Origin of the sequence: Microbispora catharanthi (assembly GCF_006334915.2) — a bacterium.
In the GTDB taxonomy this organism is placed as follows: Bacteria; Actinomycetota; Actinomycetes; order Streptosporangiales; family Streptosporangiaceae; genus Microbispora; species Microbispora catharanthi.
Genome location: NZ_VDMA02000027.1, coordinates 62,716 through 80,820, shown reverse-complemented (window position 1 = coordinate 80,820; position 18,105 = coordinate 62,716). Strand labels below are relative to the sequence as shown.

The following is an 18,105-nucleotide window of genomic DNA, read 5'->3' as shown; positions in this document are numbered from 1 at the left end:
ATCGTGCGTCCACCCGGCAACTTGATAGCCACGGGACTTCCCTTTCTTGATCACACGAAGTGTGGGGAACACAGAAGCTATGCACGTGATTCACACGTCAGGAGATGTGCCGGTCGCCACGCCGGACATCACGTATGCGCATCTCCGCTAGCGGTGAGTTCGAGCGGTCACGACAACCGGTCCGGGACGAGGGCGTGGTGGAGCCCCCCACGGCCTCCACCACCTCACCTCTACTGGGCCGCCTCAGACGAGCGTCTTCGCCGGATCAGCCCTCGGAAGCACCGCCGGAGCCGGACTGCTGGGTCCTCTCCGCACCGGGCTTCTTGTTCCCGCCGTTCTCCTCGGTGGTCTCGTTCTCGTTGCTGCGAGCGCTGTTGCCACCGCCGCCGACGCCGGCGCAGATCACGTACGCGGTGCCCTTGGTCGAGGTGCCGCCGACCAGCCAGCCGGTGGGCTTGCCGCCGGTGAGGATCGGGCCGTTGGTGGTGATCTCGCCGATGATCTTCGTGCCGGTGAACCCGCCACCCGTGGCGTAACCGCCGTCGCAGGTCAGCTGCACAGAACCACCACCGATGCCGAAGTTGAACTCCTTCTGCTTGGCGGAGATGCTCGCGACGCCGTCGCGGCCCGGAGCGCCGTCCTTGCCGTCCTTGCCCGGTGCACCGTCCTTGCCGGGCTCACCCTTGGCACCGGTGTCGCCCTTGTCGCCCTTGGGGCCCGTGGCGCCGGTGTCGCCCTTCGGGCCCTGCATGCCGCGCATGCCCTGGGGACCACGCAGCCCCTGCGGACCGGCAGGACCCTGCGGGCCGGTGCCGCCGATGCCCACCGGACCCTGCGGACCGGTCCTGTTCCACGACACCTTGGTCTCGGCCGGCTTACACGTCGTCGTGGCGTTCACCAGCCGCATATACCGCGTGCTCTTGTTCACACACGCGTAGAAGGCGGCGTCGCTCGCCGACGAAGCGGTGGCCGCGCCACCCAGAACCAGCACCGATCCAGCCAGAGCACCAGCCGTCATCAGGCCGATCGTGCGTCCACCCGGCAACTTGATAGCCACGGGACTTCCCTTTCTAAGGCACATGAAGTGCACGGAATACAGAAGTTACGCACGTGATTCACGCGTCGAGGGATATGTGGGTTGTCATGCCAAACATCACGTATGCGTATCTCCGCTATCCGTAAGCCCCGGCGGTCAAGAACGTTCCAATCGAGTGTCGGCCGATTCGGCACCACGCCCATAGAGTGGGTCCCGGGACAATCCAGACGTACGGCGTACGTCAGAATCGACGGCATGGCCGACACCCCCCGAGAGCCAGGCTCAGCCGACCATGCGAAGGCCCTCCGGTACGCCTGGAGGGTCTGCTCCGTCACCGGGCTCGGTCTCGTCCTCATCGGGCTCAGCTCCAGCACGCTCAACGTCGCCCTTCCCGCGGTCGTACGGCACTTCGACGCCGGACCGCTGGCGTCGAGCTGGATCCTGCTCGCGCACCTGCTGATCAGCACCGCGACACTGGTCTTCTTCGGCCGTGTCGCGGACCTGCTCGGCAGGCGGGAGGTCTACCTCGTCGGGTTCGCCCTGTTCACGGGCGCGTCACTGCTCGCCGGGATCGCGCCGGACGTCGGCGTGCTCATCGCCCTGCGGGCGCTCCAGGGGCTGGGCGCGGCCATGATCCTGGCCAACGGCACGGTGATCGTCACCGCCGCCTTCCCGCCCGACCGGCTCAGCCAGGGGATGGGCGTCTACATGGCCACGCTCTCGGTGGCCCAGCTCGCCGGGCCGACCCTCGGCGGCCTGATCGCGGACACGCTCGGCTGGCGGTGGATCTTCTGGATCAACGTCCCGGCTGGGGTGGTCGCGCTCGCCTGGGGCGCGGCCGTGCTGCGGAAGGTCCCGGCCGGCCCCCGCCAGTCCGTGGACGCGCTGGGCAACCTGATCGTGTTCGCCGCGCTGTCGGCCGTGCTGATCGCCATCAGCCAGGGCGAGCCGTTGCCCGGCGTGGCCGCCGCCGCGCTCGTCCCCGCGCTGTTCGCGGTGGAGCGCAGGGCCCGCAACCCGGTGCTGAACCTCACGTTGTTCGGCGGGCGCATGCTGCTGTGCGCCAATCTGGCGTCGTTCGCCAACGCGCTCGCGCGCTCGTCGCTGATCCTGCTCGCCGGGCTCTACTTCCAGGCCGCGCGCGGGGCCGACGCGCTGGCCGCCGGCGTGGGCGTGCTGCCGGTCCCCGTGGGCATGACCATCGCCTCTCCCCTGTCGGGCGCGCTGGGCCGCAGAGTGAGCCCGTACGCGCTGTCGGTGGGCGGGTGCGTGCTCACGGCGTCGGGGCTGCTCGTCCTCACGGTCTCGGCCGGCCCGGCCACGCCGTACTGGGTGATCGGGATCGGGCTCTTCGTGTGCGGATGCGGCAGCGGCACCTTCCTGACCGGCAACACGACGCAGGTCATGAGCGCGCTGCCGGAGGAGAGCCGCGGGGTGGTGAACGGCTTCCGCCTGATGGTCATGAACGTCGGCGTCGTGCTCAGCGTGGCGACGACGCTGAGCGTGCTGACCGCCTCGGTGGTGCCGGCGCTGCGCGACCAGATCTACGCAGGGACGCTCTCACAGGTGTCCCCGGCCGCGCTGCGGCAGCTCATGACGGGGTTCCGCACCACCTATCTCGTGCTGTTCTGCGTCGCGCTGTCCGGCGTCCTCTTCGCGGCCATGGCCTCGACCCCGGACATCAGGAGATCCAGGCCGAACGCGTAGTAGGCGTCGAGATCGGGCTCCTCCTCCATCGTCTTGGCGTACTCGACGATGCGGGGGAACTCGTCGGCGGGGAGCCGTTCCAGGGCCAGCCGCTTCTGCCGGCGCAACTCGGCCGCCTCCGCCGCGGTGAACGCACCGGGGCAGCCGGGCTCGTTGTCGACCAGGGCCATGGCGCCGTGCAGCAGGTATGTGGAGACGGCGTAGCCCTCGCTCAGCGTGAAACCCGCCTGGCCGAGCAGGTCGAGCGCGGTGTCGGTCGCCCGGCTGAAGCTCGGGAGCTCCTGCTTCTCGACCATCGCGAACAGCCCCGGCATGTACCGGTGCCGCCGCATCACCCCGATCAGCGCCTCGACCATCACCCGCAGCCGCGCGTTCCACGGCGCGGCCGGGTCGAACTCGGGAGTGACCGTGGCGAGCAGATGGTCGGCGAGACAGACGAACAACTGGTCCTTGTTCTTGACGTGCCAGTAGAGGGCCATCGGCGTCACCCCGAGCTCATGGGCGAGCCGCCGCACCGTGACCGACTCCAGACTCTCGGCGTCGGCCAGCTCAAGGGCCTTCTCGATCAGACTCAGACGGCTCAGCCGCTCCGCGTTCGCCATGGCCCGCAGCCTCCCTACCTCCTCGGCACTTGACAACTATACGCCGTACAAGGTCTCCTATGCACCGTACATGTACGCCGTACATGTACCTCGTACAAGAGGAGGACACATGTCCGGACGGTGGTGGGCGCTCGTCGCGGTGGCCCTCGCGACTTTCATGACCTATTTGGACAACAACGTGGTCAACGTGGCGCTGCCGACGATCCAGCGGGACCTGGCGCTGACGATCTCCGGCCTGGAGTGGATCGTGAGCGCGTACATCCTGGTGTTCGCGGGCCTGCTGCTCGCCGGCGGGCGCCTCGCGGACGTCTTCGGCCCCCGGACGGCGTTCTTCGGCGGCCTGGCGGTCTTCACGCTCGCGTCGGTGGCGGCGGGCCTCGCCGGGAGCCAGGAGACGCTGATCGCGGCGCGGGCCGTGCAGGGGCTCGGCGCGGCGCTGGTGACACCGTCGACGCTGGCCCTGCTGCCGCGGATCTTCCCCGATCCGCGCGAGCGGGCGACGGCCGTCGGCATCTGGAGCGCGGTCGGCGCCCTGGCCCTCGCGATCGGTCCGCTCACCGGCGGGTTCCTCAGCGAGAACGCCGACTGGGGCTGGATCTTCCTGATCAACCTGCCGATCGGCGTGGTCGCGGCCGTGATCGGCCTGCGTTCGATCAGGGTCGAGCGGGCCGCGTCCGGGCGGGCGTCTCTCGACCTGCCGGGCCTGGCCACCTCCGCCGTGGCGCTGTTCGCCCTCACCTACGCGCTCATCGAGGGCGAGTCGCGTGGGTGGACCTCGGCGCCGATCCTCGGGGCGTTCGCGGTCTTCGCGGTGGCCGCCGTCGCGTTCCTGGTCGTCGAGTCCCGTACGGCGCAGCCGATGATCGACCTCACGCTGTTCCGTGAGCGGGTCTTCAGCGGCGGCCTGCTGTCGATGGGCCTGTGGTCGTTCGGCGTCTTCGGCATCTACTTCTTCACCGCGCTCTACCTCCAGAGCGCGCTCGGGTTCTCCCCGACGGCGGCGGGCGCGGGCTTCGTGCCCATGGCACTGCTCATGGCGGTGATCGCGAGCGTCTCACCGCGGATCGCCGAGCGCTTCGGCAGCGCGGGCACCGTCGCCGTCGGCCTCGGCCTGATGGCGGTGGCCATCGGCGGGCTGTCGAGCGCGGGCGAGGGCTCCCACTACGGCGACCTGCTCCCCTGGTTCCTGCTGTACGGCGCGGGCGCCGGCCTGCTCGTCCCGCTGACCAACGTGGTGCTGAACGCGATGCCCCCCGCGAGGGCGGGCGTGGCCTCGGGCGTGCTCAACGTCTCCCGCGAGGTCTTCGGCCTGCTCGGCATCACGATCCTGGGCGCGATCCTCAGCGCCAGGCAGAGCGCGGTCGGCGGCGCTCCGCTGCACGCCTTCCTGGAGGCGTACCGGTTCACACTGCTGATCGCGGCCGCGATCGTGCTGGTCGGCGTGCCGGTCAGCGTCTACTCCCTGCGCCGCACCCGGGCCGCCGCCGCCGCCTCCGCCTCCGCCTCTGCCTCTGCCGAGCCCAGCGAGCCCGCCGTGGCCGAGCCGGTCGCCTGACTCCCGGCGTTCGTTCAGGGCAGCAAGGTGCCCACCCGCTTGACGGTGCGGATCACCGGGGCGGTCTCCACCTCGCGCACTCCGTCCAGCGTCGCCACCCGCTCCGTCAGGTAGTGGTAGAGGGCCTTGGCATCCCGGCAGGTCACCCCTGCCATGAGGTTGGTCGGGCCGGTGGTGGCGGCCACCACGTCGGCCTCGGCGTGCCCGGCCATGGCCGCGCCGACCGAGGTCAGCGCCCGAGGCTCGACCTTCATCCACAACCATGCCTCCGCGCGGTAGCCGAGCGCCCGGGCGGGGATCTCGACGTCGAAGCGCAGCGCGCCGCCCGCGCGCAGCTGCTCCAGCCGGCGGCGGGCCGTGGTCTGCGAGCACCCGGCCGCCGCCGCCAGTTCGCCGAAGCCGGCCCGGCCATCCCGGGCCAGCACCCGCACCAGGGCACGGTCCTCGCCGCCGAGGGTGATCTCGTGCTCGTCCACGCGATCCGGGCGCAGGCGCGCGGCCTGCTCGTCCGAGAGCACGGCTGCCCGGCTGCGCCATCCGGCGAACATGTGCAGCGTGGCGTGTGCCGACATCGACACGACGCGCGGAGTCCTGGGGAGCTTTTTCAGCAGCAGGTCGTCCCCATCCCCGCCGGACTGGACCCCGCAGGCGATCTCGGTGCCGCCGGACAGCAGGCGCACCCAGACGGTGTCCTCGCGCCGGGCCAGCGCCTCGGCCACCGGCCCGGCGGCGTCCGGCGTGCACACCAGACGAACCGCCCAGGAGGTCTGCCCGAAGCGGGTGCCGTCGAGCATGCCGACCACCCGCAGGAGCCCCTGAGAGCGCAGCCTGCGGTAGCGGCGCGCGATGGTGTGCTCGGAGGTGCCGACGACCTCGGCGATCTGCCGGAAGGAAGCCCGGCCGTCGATCTGGAGCGCGTGCACGAGAGCACGATCGAGGTCATCCAGCACGCCGCTTTCCGCCATATTTCATGATCTCATGCGATTTTCCGCCGCTACGACACCTCTGGCCTGCGCGTGCTACCGGTCGCCGTTGATCGTGGGCACATGAGCACTTACCTGGTTTTCGGCGGCACGGGAAACGTCGGCCGGCGCGTCGCGGAGCGGCTCGCCCGGGCGGGCGCCGCCGTACGGGCGACCAGCCGGCGCCCGCGGACCGCCCGCCTCCCCGCGGGCGTCGAGGTCGTCACACCGGAGCTGGACACATCCGGCGCTCTGGACGGTGTCGAGGCGGCGTTCCTGATGTGGCCGTTCCACTCGGCCGAACCCGCCCGGCCTCTCGTCGACGCGCTCAAGCGCCAGGCCCGCCGGGTCGTCTTCATGACGGGTGGCGACGCACGCCCGGGGGTGGCCCCCGAGCTGCAGCCCACCCCGGTCGCCCGCTGGCACGCCACCGTGGAACACCTGATCGAGCAGTCCGGCATGGAGTGGACGATCCTGAGCCCCAGCACCTTCATGGCCAACACCCTGTGGTGGAGCGAGCAGATCAAGGCCGGCGACGTCGTGCGAGGCGCCTACGGATCACTCAAGACGGTGCCGATCCACGAGGACGACATCGCGGCGGTGGCCGTGCACGCCCTGGCGGAGGACGGGCACGCCGGGCGCCGGTACACCCTCACCGGGCCCGAAGTCCTCACCCAGGAAGAGCAGGTGCGGATCATCGGCGAGGCGATCGGGCGGCCGCTGCGTTGGCACGAGCTGACACGGGAGGAAGAACGCGCCAGGCTGCTGGCCGATCCCGGCTTCCCCGACGGTTTCGTGGACGAACTACTCGACGGTTACGCCACGCTGATCGCCGCCCCGCCACCCGCCGTCAGCACTGCCGTGCTCGACATCACGGGTGCTCCGGCCACGCCGCTGTCGGCGTGGGCCGCCGAGCACGCGGCCGGCTTCGGCGGTGAGCCGCGATGAAAGTGATCGTCATCGGAGCCGGTCTCGGCGGCCTGGCCCTGGCCAACGGACTGCGCGGGACCGGCGTCGACGTGGCCGTCTACGAACGCGACGCCTCGCCCGCGATCCGTGGGCAGGGATACCGTCTTCATCTCGGCGACCTGGGCATCGACGCGCTGGCATCCGTGCTCGCGCCGGAGCGCTGGGCCGCGTTCCTGGCCGCCGCCCACACGCCCAAGCCGCGGTTCGTCCGTCTCGACCCGGCACTGCGGGTGCTGGAAGAACACGATTTCGGCGGTCGGCACCTGTCGGTCGACCGGCAGGAGTTGCGTGACACCCTGCTGGCCGACGTGAAGGGGCTGGTCACCTATGGCAAGCGCCTCATCGCCTTCGAGGCGGAGGCCGGGCATGTGACCGCGTGTTTCGACGACGGCACCACGGCCACCGGCGATGTGCTGGTGGGCGCCGACGGCGTCGGCTCCGCCGTCCGCCGGCAGCACCTGCCGCACGCCCGCGTCGTCGGCACCGGCCTCACCCAGCTCTACGGCAAGATCCCACGAGAGTCGGCCGAGGACCTGGACCACGTGTTCAGCGCCGTCACCGGGCCCCGCCACCGTGTGGTGGGCATCGCACTCACCCGCGACTACGCCACCTTCTCCTTCAGCGCCCGCGCCGAGGACCTGCCACCCGAGCCGCACCTGCTCAGATCTCTCGTCATGGAGATGACGTACGGCTGGCATCCCCGCATACGGCAGATGATCACCGAGTGGTACGACGTCTTTCCGCTCGCACTACGCACCAGCGTTCCGATCGCTCCCTGGGACACCACCCGCGTCACGCTGCTCGGCGACGCGGCCCACGCGATGAGCCCGGCGGGGGGAGCCGGGGCCAACCTCGCCCTCCGGGACGCCGCCGGCCTCGCCGCCGCTCTCGCCGGTGACCGTCCCCTGATCGCGGAACTGCGTTCGTACGAGCGCGAGATGATCGACTCCGGTTTCGCCGCGGTCCGCGCCTCCGCCGCCGACGGCGCTCGGATCCTCGGCCAGGACCCGCTCCCGGCAGGTCACGAGGCCGATCCGGTCACCTGAGACCCCCGTACGGCTCCGCGCTCCGCGGCGCCGTACGGAAGGTGTCACTCCTTGATCACGTTGTCGCGCGAACCGTCGCCGTAGACCGGGTTCCAGTCGAGGTGTTCCCTGGTGACGAGCAGGCGGATCAGTCCGGGCTTGCGGGTGGACTCCTCCGCCTCCCAGACAGTCCAGTCCTTGCCGACGGGAACGTTCTGTCTGCGGGGATCGATGGCGTAGCCTCCGAGGTTCCGCGCGTTGGGCTCGATGATCCAGTAGGCGACCTTCAGGCCGCGCTTCTCGATCTCCGGCACGACCTCGCCCACCGTCTTCCCACCCACCCGGTATCCGGCGAGCGAGCGGCCCTTCGCGGTCGCCTCGCGATAGCTCAGGAACTCCGAGTCCCTCAGCCTCTTGGGGATGACGTCGGGCACGAGCACGCACGGCTTCACCGGGTCCTCCATGAGGATCGTGCTGGTGCTGCTTCCCCCGTCGGGCAGGGCCGTGAGAGTCCAGACGAAGGTCTGGCCGGGCTTGAACAGCCTGGTGTCGATTCGCATCTGCCAGCCCTCCTTCTCACCTGGGATGTTTCTCGGGGGGTCGTAGAGGCCCTGGGGGATGTCCTCCACGTAGGTGGCGCGCGGCTCCCGGCACTTCTTCCCCGGAGGCGCGTAGTCGACGATGGCGGGAACCCCCAGGTCACGCAGCTGCTTGGTCAGCCCGGCGACGTCGCGGAAGCCGCGGACCTTGACCCACACGACCCCGTCGGAGTCCTTGGTCACCGCGTAGGAGGGCGTGGTGAGGGCTCCGTCGTTCAGCAGGCTCGGGCCGACGACGACACCTGCGGCGGCCACAGCGGCGGCACCCAGGCCCAGCGCCACCCGGCGGGGACCACGACGCCTCGCACGCGCCGGTGCGGGCACGCCGCCGCCGGGCGGCTCGGCCGTGATCGAGGCCAGCAACGCCCGTGCCCCCGCGTCGGACGGGTGGGCACCCGGCGCACCGGGTTCGACCCGGGCCAGCGGACCGATCGTCTCGTTGATGCCCTTCACAGCGACCTCCCGGCCGGCGCCAGCCGGCTCTGCGACGTGAGATGGACGCCCGCCTCGGCGAGCGCGCGGGAAAAGCGCCTTCGGGCGCGGTAGAGCCGGATGCGTACGGCGTTGCGCGACAGGCCGAGCGCTATGGCGATCTCCTCGCGCCCCAGCCCCTCCCATGCCACCAGCGACAGCAACTCGCGGTCGTCGTCGGACAGGCTCCTGAACGCCTCGGCGATAGCGGACAACTCGACCCCGCTGTCGGGGGAGTCTCCGTACAGGTCGGCCAGCTCGGCGTCGAGGCGCGCGCTGCGGGCCTGGCGGCGTAGCTCGCCCCTGCGGTGGTTGGCGACCACATTGCGCGCCACGCCGTACAACCACAGGACGGCCTCGTCTCCCGCCGGTAACTCGTGCACCCGCCGCCAGGCGACGGTGAAGACCTCGGCGACCACGTCGGCCGCGTCCTGCGGCGAGTCGCACCGGCGCGCGGCGTACGCCGTGAGCCGGCCGTACGTCTCCCGGTAGACGGCCTCGAACCTGGCCGGCGGTTCGTCATCCACGAGCGATTCCCATGATCGTTCCCCTTGTCGGTGCTACTGCGGACACCCCTCTCATGTACGGAGACCGCCCATCATTTCCCCCGCGATCGAGCGGAGGCGGGATCCGGGACAATGGGCCGGTGCCGGCACGCAGACTCGACCCAGGGAAGATCCGAGAGGCGCTCGACGCCCAGCTCGCCGATCTCGGACGGCCGCCGTTCGACGGTCCCGCGAGCATGGCGGGCAACGCGTGCGTGCTGGCCGTGCTCGACGCCTACGAGGCGGGGCTCACGCCGCTGAGGACCGCCGCCCGCGCCGCCGTACGGCATCTGCTGGAGGACCTGGCGGCGCGGGCGCCGGGACGGTCGGTGGAGGTGCGGGTCCCCCCGCACGCCGCGGTGCAGTGCGTGGAGGGGCCCCGGCACACGCGGGGCACTCCGCCCAACGTCATCGAGACCGACCCTCGCACCTGGCTCGAACTGGCGACCGGGCGGCTGTCGTGGACCGACGCCACCGCCGCCGGGAAGATCGCGGCCAGCGGCTCCCGGGCCGACCTGTCCGCGCTGCTCCCTCTCTGGTGACCCCCGCCCGGGTCACCGGAGCCCGGAGAGCTTGTCCTGCACGCACCGCTGCGCGTCCTCCTGGGTGGGGTAGAGCCGGCGGTCGAAGCACTCGCCGACGTGCCTGGTCTTGAACCAGTTGTAGAGCGCAACGCTCATGATCAAGGCCAGCAGCAGGGTCAGTGTGCTCAGCACCACCCCTCCGACCGCCCTGCCCCGGTTGGAGTTCCTGGCGATCGCCACGATGCCGAGAACGAGCCCGACGACCGCCACGAGCGTGCCGACGCCGCAGACCAGCAGCAGGACGATCGAGCAGATCCCGAGCACCAGCGCGGCCGTCCCGAGCCCGCCGCCCGGTTGGGGCCCCCAGGGGCCACCGGGAGGTCCGCCGGGTCCCGGGGGCGGCGGCAGCGGCCCCCCGTACGGCGGCTGCCCGTAGGGAGGCTGTCCATAAGGAGGCCGGCCATAGGGCGAGCCTCCGGAGGGGGGCTGTCCATAGGGCGGGCCTGCGGGTCCTCCCGCCGACGGCTCCCGCTCCTCCGGGGCCCCCGGGCCATGCGGCTCCTGTGGGCGCCCGGGGTCGTCGGGTGTCGCCACGCTCATCCCTCCCGTATCGGTTCTGGGCCATATCCGATTCTTAGGGCCTGCCCGAAAGCCCAGGCTGCCCCGAATTCCGCGTGTGAGCAGGGGCGACACGGCAAAGGGCGGGTGATGCTTCCGGCGCCTGACGGGCATGCCCGGGTTTGAGCAGCGCCAACGCCCAAATAGACTCAAGTACGTGTTGAAGGGCGACGGCCGGCTGGGCCATGACCTCGACCCCCAGGACCGCGCTCCGAAGGACGCCTGTGGCGTCTTCGGCGTATGGGCGCCTGGGGAGGACGTCTCCAAACTCACCTACTACGGCCTCTACGCGTTGCAGCACCGCGGGCAGGAGTCCGCGGGCATCGCGGTCAGCGAGGGCAACCGCATCCTCGTCTACAAGGACATGGGCCTGGTGGCCCAGGTCTTCGACGAGTCGATCCTCGGCACCCTTCGGGGACACCTGTCCATCGGACACTGCCGTTACTCCACCACCGGATCGAGCGTCTGGGAGAACGCGCAGCCCACGCTGAACTCCAGCGACGGCAAGGGGCTGGCGCTCGCCCACAACGGCAACCTGATCAACACCGCCTACCTCGCCGAACGGCTCGCACCGGGCTCCACCCGGGCGACGACCGACACCGAGGTGCTCACCGCTCTCCTGGCGCAGGACTCCTCGCGCCCGGTCGAGGACGTGGCGGCCGAGCTGCTCCCGGAGGTCAAGGGCGCCTACTCGCTCGTCTGGATGAACGAGACGACGCTGTTCGCCGCCCGCGACCCGCAGGGCATCCGCCCACTCGTGCTGGGCCGGTTGGAGCGCGGCTGGGTGGTGGCGTCCGAGACCGCCGCCCTCGACATCGTCGGCGCGTCGTTCATCCGCGAGATCGAGCCCGGCGAACTGCTGACCATCGACGAGCGCGGGGTCCGCTCGCAGCGCTTCGCGTCGGCCGAGCCCAAGGGCTGCCTGTTCGAGTACGTCTACCTCGCCCGCCCCGACACCACGATCGCCGGGCGCGGCGTGCAGTCCACCCGGGTCGAGGTCGGCCGCGTGCTGGCCCGCGAACACCCGGTGGACGCCGACCTCGTGATCCCCACGCCCGAGTCCGGCACCCCCGCCGCCATCGGCTACGCCGAGCAGAGCGGCATCCCGTACGGCCAGGGCCTGGTGAAGAACTCCTACGTCGGCCGGACGTTCATCCAGCCGTCGCAGACCATCCGCCAGCTCGGCATCCGCCTCAAGCTCAACCCGCTGCGCGAGGTCATCGAGGGCAAGCGCCTGGTGGTCGTGGACGACTCGATCGTCCGCGGCAACACCCAGCGGGCCATCGTGAAGATGCTGCGCGAGGCCGGGGCCAGCGAGGTCCACGTGCGGATCTCCTCGCCCCCGGTCGCCTGGCCGTGCTTCTACGGGATCGACTTCGCCACCCGCGCGGAGCTGATCGCCGGATCGCTGTCGGTCGAGGAGATCCGCTCCTCGCTCGGCGCCGACTCCCTCGGGTACATCTCCCTGGAGGGGCTCACCCGGGCGACGACGCTGCCGGCCGACCGGCTCTGCCGCGCGTGCTTCACCGGTGAGTACCCCATTCCGATCGAGGACGACAGGGTGGGCAAGTTCGTGCTGGAGGCTCAGCGATGACCAGCTACGCCGACGCCGGCGTCGACATCGAGGCCGGCGACCGCGCGGTCGAGCTGATGAAGTCGCGGGTGGCGCGCTCCCGGCGGCCGGAGGTCGTGGACGACGCCAGCGGCTTCGCCGGGCTCTTCGACGCCTCGGCGTTCCTGCGCTACCGCAGGCCGCTGCTGGCCACGTCCACCGACGGCGTCGGCACCAAGGTCATGCTGGCCCAGCAGCTCGGCAAGCACGACACGATCGGCATCGACCTCGTCGGCATGGTCGTGGACGACCTCGTGGTCTGCGGGGCCGAGCCGCTGTTCATGACCGACTACATCGCGTGCGGCAAGGTCGTGCCCGAGCGGATCGCCGACATCGTGGGCGGTGTGGCCGAGGGATGCCGGCTCGCGGGCTGCGCGCTGGTCGGCGGGGAGACCGCCGAGCACCCCGGCGCGATGGGCCCCGACGAGTACGACCTCGCGGGCGCGGGCACCGGCGTCGTCGAGGCGGACGAGATGCTCGGCCCCGACCGGGTCGTGCCGGGAGACGTGGTGCTCGGGCTGGCCTCCAGCGGTGTCCACTCCAACGGCTACTCGCTGGTCAGGCACGTGATCAAGACCGCCGGGCTGGGCCTGGAGCAGGAGCTGCCCGAGCTGGGCCGCACGCTCGGCGAGGAACTGCTGGAGCCCACCCGCATCTATTCGCTCGACTGCCTGGCGCTCATCCGGGAGACCGAGGTGCACGCCCTGGCTCACATCACCGGCGGCGGGCTGGCGGCCAACCTGGCCAGGTCACTGCCCGGCACGGTGGACGCCCTTCTCGACCGGAACTCCTGGACCCCGCCCGCGATCTTCGAGGTGCTGGCCGGGCGTGGCGGCGTGCCCCAGGAGGAGATGGACAAGACGTTCAACCTCGGCGTGGGCATGTGCGCGATCGTCCCGGCGGCGGAGGCCGACAAGGCACTCGCTCTGCTGACCGGTCGCGGCCTGCCCGCCTGGGTGCTGGGTGAGGTCGTCGCGGGCGAGGGACGGGCCCGTTTCCGTCAGTGAGGTCCGGGCCGCCCGGCCCGATGAACGGTCGCCGGGTGGAGGTCGTGGCGGGCGGCGGCGGCCGCGGCTGATCGGTCGGCGGCCGGTCGTCCGGAACATAGGCACTAAAGGTCACGGGCGGTCACGTCGTGGCGACCCGCCCGTCCGGGCGCTGACGGCCGGCGGATGTCCGCGCCCTCGTGCGATCCGTCACACTCGGGAGGTGCGGCACGGTGGACTCTCCCGGGTTCGCCGCTGCGAGCACCCGGGCATCGCACCGTGACGGCGACCACGACGGCCCCGGCCTGGGCGACTCGACGACGACTCGACAATGAGGAGACACGCCGATCACGCCGACCGGCCGTGACCGTGTCTGGCCATATATGCGGCCGACCGCAACACCGCGCGGCCGGCCGACTCTCACCCCGCACCCGTCTCCGTACCGGAGGCGAGAGGCTCGTGGGAGAGCGATTCGCGGACATTGAGAGAACCCGGCGGGAACGTCCCCGCCGGGTCACTCACCTGGCGATCAGAACCGGGTCAACGCCGCCCACGGCGATCATCGTCGCCGTCGTCGTCGTCGACGGCCGCGTAATCGGCGTAGCGATCAGCCAACTCGTCGTAAGGGTCATGCTCGTCACTGTGGCCGGAATCGTCGGCGTCCACGACTCCGAGCTCCGCGCGCAGGCGCTCAAGATCCGTACCGCCGCTGTTGTACTTCAGCTGACGGGCGACCTTGACCTGCTTGGCCTTGGCTCGGCCGCGCCCCATTGGCTCGACCCCCTCATGCGGGGCCGTGCCCGACCCCTCGTCACTAACGCACCGCGCACCGACGCCACCTGACTTCAGGCGTCAGTCTCTCGTTCGCCTATTACCGTACCTGGTTTGTGCGCCGCTCGGTACGTCGTACGAGCGGCGGCGGTCAGCGCCGGAGCCAAATACCCCTTAGCCGACCGATTTCTGACATTCTCCGCTCTGCCAGCCTATCCGCTGCGACAGCGGGAGGGACGCCTTCCTCCTCGGCCGAGCGGAAGATTCTCAAGGTCGTGTCGAAGATCTTCGCCGCCCGGGCGCGGGCCCGGCCCATGTCGAAGCCCTCGATCTCGTCGGCGACCTGGATGACCCCGCCGGAGTTCACGACGTAGTCCGGGGCGTACAGGATGCCCCGCTCGGCGAGCTGCTTCTCGACGCCGGGATGCGCGAGCTGGTTGTTGGCCCCACCACAGACGATCTTCGCCTTCAGCCGGGGGACGGTCTCGTCGTCCAGCGCGCCGCCGAGGGCGCAGGGCGCGTACACGTCGATGTCGGAGGCCGCGAGTGTGGCGGCGTCGGGCACGACCTCGACGGCGGGGTGGCGCTGCCGCACCCGTTCGACGGCCTGCTCGTCGACGTCGCAGACCACGACCTCGGCGCCGTCCTCGAGCAGGTGCTCGACCAGGCGGTGGCCGACCTTGCCGACCCCCTCGACACCGACCCGCCTGCCGCTCAGGGAGGAGGCGCCGTACACGTGGTCGGCTGCGGCCCGCATGCCCTGGAACACGCCGAAGGCGGTGAGGATGGAGGAGTCTCCCGCGCCGCCGTGCGCCTGGGTGCGGCCGGTGACGTAGGAGCACTCGCGCGCCACGACGTCCATGTCCTCGCTGTAGGTGCCCACGTCGCAGGCCGTGTAGTAGCGCCCGCCGAGCGACTGGACGAACCTGCCGTAGGCCCGCAGGAGAGCCTCGCTCTTGTCGGTCGCGGGGTCGCCGATGATGACGGCCTTGGCGCCGCCGTGGTCGAGGCCGGCCAGCGCGTTCTTGTACGCCATGGCCCGGGAGAGGTTGAGCACGTCGGCGAGTGCGGCCTGCTCGCTCTGGTAGGGGTAGAACCGGGTGCCGCCGAGCCCCGGTCCGAGGGCGGTGCTGTAGATCGCGATGATGGCGTACAGGCCGCTGCGCTCGTCGGAGCAGAAGACGACCTGTTCGTGTCGCACCGGCTGGGCGGGGTTCGTGTCGCCGCCGGAGCTGGAATCCTTGTGGGACAGCCCGAAAACGTCGGTCACGGTGGTGACTCCTGATCGTGTACGCCGCCTCGTTGCGGCGATCGGCCTTCAGCTTATCCGATGTACCCGCAAAACGATCATGAAAAGCCGGGACGGTGCTGCACATGCGTCCCGCGACGTGGCACGATTCTGGTGTGCTCCCCTACGCCGCCTATCTCCGTGTGTACGAGCCGCTGACCGCTTTCGCCCCGCAGGATCAGGCTCGCTGGGTCCGGTACGCCGAGTCGCGCGACCGGCCGCGCCGGGCGGGCGCGCTCGAGGTCGAACACGGCGAGGCGGTCCGCCGCCTGCTGCCGGTCCCGCCGCTGCCGGCGCCCGAGCGGGAGAGCCCCAACGCGTACCTGCGCCGGGTTGAGGAGACGCTGTACGTCTGCCCCTGGCAGAGCAGGCTGCGGTCGTGGCTGGCGTTCGCGTCGTTCCGCGGGAGCGTCCCCGTCAAGCTCGCCTCCCGGTTCGTGCCCCAGGCCATCGCGGAGCAGACCGCCGACGACTTCGACCGGTTCAAGCGGGGAGAGCAGTCCCTGCGCACCCACATTCGCACGAGCACGTGGCATGTGCCGATCGCGTGGTTCGTGCCGTTCGACTCGGCCGAGCGCTGGCTCGTGCTGGGCTCGGAGCAGCCGGCCGAGGCGGGCGCGCAGACCACCGCCGCGCCGCCCAGGAACATGCTGTACGTCACCTCGATGGCGCAGGCCCGGCGCCGGGTGGCCCGGGCGCTAGTGGTGATCCGCAGGCACGTCGGGCAGGTGGCGGCCCTCACCGAGGTCGAGGAGGTGGGCCGCTGGCTGGAGGAGTTCCACCCCCATTCGCTGGTGGAGCTCGACTACGGCGGCCTCGTCCACCTGATGGACGACCGGACCCTCCAGGGCGACCAGTCCGTCGCCGAGGTGGCGACCGCCCTCGCGGGTTTGGACAACGGTCAGGAAGAACTTGCCTTCGCGATGTATCAGCGGGTGATTCTCCGCTGGAGGTCGATCCGCGCCCTCGAGTCGGCAAACTGACGGTCAGGAACATTCCCTGACCTGCCGATTCTGGTCATGACATAGTCGATCTCACATCTACGAACTGAGTAGTTTGCCGTTTTCACTGCGATACCACGAAACGTGTCGCTAGAATCACCGAGCGTGACATCAACCCGTGGTCGAGACGTTGTGCCCAGAGGGCTCGCCAATCGCGCTACGTGGCTGTATGGTCACATCGGGTGATGCCGTAAATGATCCTAGAAACCGCACGTTTTTGGATCATTGAAGGACATCCGTGACAGTGCCGCGACCGACAAGATTTGCCCGAACGCAGCGGTGTCCAGAGTGGTGCATCGCTAGGCGGAGGAGGAGCCGACACAGCGCTGTCGGCGACGACTCCGGGCCCGCGGAAGGTCCGAGCCTGCGAGGAGTTCTCGCGGGCGAGGCGGACAATGCCGCTCCGGCCGACGCGACGGGGCAGGGATTGGCGGAAGAGGCACTTGCGCCAGACAAGTCGCAGGATCGCTGCCGGCGGTCCAACGGAGGAGAGGCCGCACAAATGTCAGCTCGTACACCCGAGGCCGAGCCACTGCTCACCCCGGCGGAGGTCGCCACGATGTTCCGCGTCGACCCCAAGACCGTCACCCGGTGGGCGAAGGCGGGCAAGTTGACGTCCATCCGCACCCTCGGCGGTCACCGGCGGTACCGGGAGACCGAGGTCCGGGCACTGCTCGCGGGGATTCCGCAGCAGCGGTCCGAGTAGGACGTGGCCGTCACGCCACGGGGGAACGACGGCGCGCTCGCGTCGGGGATGTGAGCGCGTCCACCACGCTCCCGTGACCGCTACTGGTCATGGGAGGGGATCTGGGGTCGGCGCCGCCCGCCCGGCGCCTCCCCGCGTACACGGTCCGTTCGCCCCCGGTGGTTCCCCCCGTCTCCCCATGCGTACGGCCCTGGCCTTCGCGCCTCGGAACGTCTCACGAACGCCGTGAGGGGTTCAGGGAACGGCCTCGCGATTCGCAGATGCCCGGTTCTCAGAGGCCCGGTTCTCAGAGGCAGGGTGCACGGGCAGCAGGGTCTCCAGCAGCACCCGCACCCGGGAATCGTGCCCGCTCGCCGCCCGCAGGAGCGCGACCATCTGGTCCACCAGGAGGCGCTCCAGCTCGGCCCGCTCCATGTCGCGGTGCTCCAGCCAGTCGAGGCCGGCCGTCTCCACCGAGGCGACCCACGACCTCAGCGTGACGCGCAACGCCGGACCGGGCGCGTCGACCCCCATCTGATGCACGATCATGCGCAGCATGCGCTGCCGCACCCCGTCGACGATCTCGCCGATCTCCCCGGCGCGATTGGCCGGGCCTCCCCTGAGCAACGCGGCGAAGCCGGCCGCGTGCTCCTCGACGAAGTCGAAATAACGCGTCAGGCCCGAGCTGAGCTGCTCCAGCGGCCCGCCCTCGCCCTGCGGCTGTAACCGCGCCCGCAGTTCGGCGGCCGCGCTGCGCAGGGCCGCCACGTAGAGCTCCTGCTTGCCACCGAAGTAGTGGTAGACGAGCGCCCTCGACGCGCCCGCGGAAGCCGCCACGTCGTCGATCGAGACGTCCTCGGCGTCGTGCCTGCTGAACAGCTCGAGCGCGGCGGCGATGAGCTCTTCACGCCGCCGGTCCACGCTGAGCCTGCGGCGCGCCGGCCGTGCCCCGTCTTCCGCTTGGCCTGTGGCACTCACATCCCGCACCCTAGCGAATCGGCCCCCTGAGAGGGGGAGCGGCCATATCAAGGCTTCCCCTTGGAACCCCCTCCCGGCTCCGCCGTCCTTCCCATGGTGCGGCTAACCTTCCCAACGCCCGATTAGAGGAAGGATCCTGTCTTACCGCGATCAACCCGTACCCTCAGGGCA

The 18,105-nt window shown here is 70.6% G+C and carries 18 protein-coding genes; 9 read left to right on the top strand and 9 right to left on the bottom strand.

Annotated elements, in window-relative coordinates:
* Positions 1 to 265: 265 nt before the first annotated feature.
* On the bottom strand, positions 266 to 1,018 hold the full coding sequence (locus FH610_RS45385; RefSeq protein ID WP_139579746.1) for a collagen-like protein: 753 nt from the start codon (positions 1,016 to 1,018) through the stop codon (positions 266 to 268).
* Between the two features lie 273 nt (positions 1,019 to 1,291).
* Here FH610_RS45385 and FH610_RS36205 point away from each other — a divergent pair, with 273 nt between their 5' ends.
* Complete coding sequence (locus tag FH610_RS36205; RefSeq protein WP_139579745.1) at positions 1,292 to 2,743, top strand: MFS transporter; 1,452 nt, start codon at positions 1,292 to 1,294, stop codon at positions 2,741 to 2,743.
* On the opposite strand, the gene FH610_RS36200 is transcribed toward FH610_RS36205, so the two are convergent.
* Complete coding sequence (locus tag FH610_RS36200) at positions 2,650 to 3,345, bottom strand: TetR family transcriptional regulator (RefSeq protein ID WP_139579744.1); 696 nt, start codon at positions 3,343 to 3,345, stop codon at positions 2,650 to 2,652. The genes FH610_RS36205 and FH610_RS36200 overlap by 94 nt on opposite strands.
* Before the next feature lie 109 nt (positions 3,346 to 3,454).
* Between FH610_RS36200 and FH610_RS36195 the strand changes: the two genes are divergently transcribed.
* The gene (locus FH610_RS36195) at positions 3,455 to 4,900 is read left to right on the top strand and encodes an MFS transporter (RefSeq protein ID WP_139579743.1); all 1,446 of its coding nucleotides are present in this window, start codon (positions 3,455 to 3,457) and stop codon (positions 4,898 to 4,900) included.
* Between the two features lie 14 nt (positions 4,901 to 4,914).
* On the opposite strand, the gene FH610_RS36190 is transcribed toward FH610_RS36195, so the two are convergent.
* Positions 4,915 to 5,850 (bottom strand): Lrp/AsnC family transcriptional regulator, encoded by a 936-nt coding sequence (locus tag FH610_RS36190; RefSeq protein ID WP_205826325.1) that lies wholly within the window; start codon positions 5,848 to 5,850, stop codon positions 4,915 to 4,917.
* Between the two features lie 96 nt (positions 5,851 to 5,946).
* On the opposite strand from FH610_RS36190, the gene FH610_RS36185 reads away from it, so the two are divergent.
* Together FH610_RS36185 and FH610_RS36180 are read left to right on the top strand one after the other, a co-directional pair.
* Positions 5,947 to 6,810 carry an NAD(P)H-binding protein gene (locus FH610_RS36185; RefSeq protein WP_205826324.1) on the top strand — a complete coding sequence of 288 codons (864 nt, stop codon included), beginning with the start codon at positions 5,947 to 5,949 and terminating at the stop codon, positions 6,808 to 6,810.
* On the top strand, positions 6,807 to 7,877 hold the full coding sequence (locus tag FH610_RS36180) for an FAD-dependent oxidoreductase (RefSeq protein WP_205826323.1): 1,071 nt from the start codon (positions 6,807 to 6,809) through the stop codon (positions 7,875 to 7,877). The genes FH610_RS36185 and FH610_RS36180 overlap by 4 nt, the downstream gene beginning before the upstream one ends.
* A gap of 44 nt (positions 7,878 to 7,921) precedes the next feature.
* Here FH610_RS36180 and FH610_RS36175 read toward each other — a convergent pair whose 3' ends face one another.
* Together FH610_RS36175 and FH610_RS36170 are read right to left on the bottom strand one after the other, a co-directional pair.
* The gene (locus tag FH610_RS36175; protein ID WP_139579741.1) at positions 7,922 to 8,908 is read right to left on the bottom strand and encodes a hypothetical protein; all 987 of its coding nucleotides are present in this window, start codon (positions 8,906 to 8,908) and stop codon (positions 7,922 to 7,924) included.
* Positions 8,905 to 9,453: an RNA polymerase sigma factor gene (locus FH610_RS36170; protein ID WP_139579740.1), complete on the bottom strand. Its 549-nt coding sequence runs from the start codon at positions 9,451 to 9,453 to the stop codon at positions 8,905 to 8,907. Before FH610_RS36170 ends, FH610_RS36175 begins: the two co-directional genes overlap by 4 nt.
* 119 nt (positions 9,454 to 9,572) lie before the next feature.
* Here FH610_RS36170 and FH610_RS36165 point away from each other — a divergent pair, with 119 nt between their 5' ends.
* A complete protein-coding gene (locus FH610_RS36165; protein WP_139579739.1) occupies positions 9,573 to 10,013 on the top strand; it encodes a sterol carrier family protein in 441 nt (146 codons plus the stop codon).
* A gap of 12 nt (positions 10,014 to 10,025) precedes the next feature.
* Here the strand turns inward: FH610_RS36165 and FH610_RS43090 are convergent, their stop codons facing one another.
* A complete protein-coding gene (locus FH610_RS43090) occupies positions 10,026 to 10,319 on the bottom strand; it encodes a hypothetical protein (protein ID WP_161628165.1) in 294 nt (97 codons plus the stop codon).
* A 451-nt stretch (positions 10,320 to 10,770) separates the two neighbouring features.
* Here FH610_RS43090 and purF point away from each other — a divergent pair, with 451 nt between their 5' ends.
* Positions 10,771 to 12,207 carry an amidophosphoribosyltransferase gene (gene purF / locus FH610_RS36155; RefSeq protein ID WP_139579738.1) on the top strand — a complete coding sequence of 479 codons (1,437 nt, stop codon included), beginning with the start codon at positions 10,771 to 10,773 and terminating at the stop codon, positions 12,205 to 12,207.
* Entirely contained in the window at positions 12,204 to 13,232 is a 1,029-nt protein-coding gene (purM, locus tag FH610_RS36150) for a phosphoribosylformylglycinamidine cyclo-ligase (protein ID WP_139579737.1), read from the top strand. Before purF ends, purM begins: the two co-directional genes overlap by 4 nt.
* Positions 13,233 to 13,751: 519 nt before the next feature.
* Here purM and FH610_RS36145 read toward each other — a convergent pair.
* A complete protein-coding gene (locus tag FH610_RS36145; RefSeq protein WP_079315184.1) occupies positions 13,752 to 13,982 on the bottom strand; it encodes a DUF3073 domain-containing protein in 231 nt (76 codons plus the stop codon).
* 151 nt (positions 13,983 to 14,133) lie between these two features.
* Complete coding sequence (locus FH610_RS36140; RefSeq protein ID WP_139579736.1) at positions 14,134 to 15,252, bottom strand: Leu/Phe/Val dehydrogenase; 1,119 nt, start codon at positions 15,250 to 15,252, stop codon at positions 14,134 to 14,136.
* 134 nt (positions 15,253 to 15,386) lie between these two features.
* Between FH610_RS36140 and FH610_RS36135 the strand changes: the two genes are divergently transcribed.
* Both FH610_RS36135 and bldC read left to right on the top strand, forming a co-directional pair.
* A complete protein-coding gene (locus FH610_RS36135; protein WP_139579735.1) occupies positions 15,387 to 16,253 on the top strand; it encodes a DUF8083 family protein in 867 nt (288 codons plus the stop codon).
* 520 nt (positions 16,254 to 16,773) lie between these two features.
* Positions 16,774 to 16,977 carry a developmental transcriptional regulator BldC gene (bldC, locus tag FH610_RS36130; protein WP_013133571.1) on the top strand — a complete coding sequence of 68 codons (204 nt, stop codon included), beginning with the start codon at positions 16,774 to 16,776 and terminating at the stop codon, positions 16,975 to 16,977.
* A gap of 234 nt (positions 16,978 to 17,211) precedes the next feature.
* Here the strand turns inward: bldC and FH610_RS36125 are convergent, their stop codons facing one another.
* Positions 17,212 to 17,934: a TetR/AcrR family transcriptional regulator gene (locus FH610_RS36125; RefSeq protein WP_240809397.1), complete on the bottom strand. Its 723-nt coding sequence runs from the start codon at positions 17,932 to 17,934 to the stop codon at positions 17,212 to 17,214.
* Between the last annotated feature and the right edge of the window lie 171 nt (positions 17,935 to 18,105).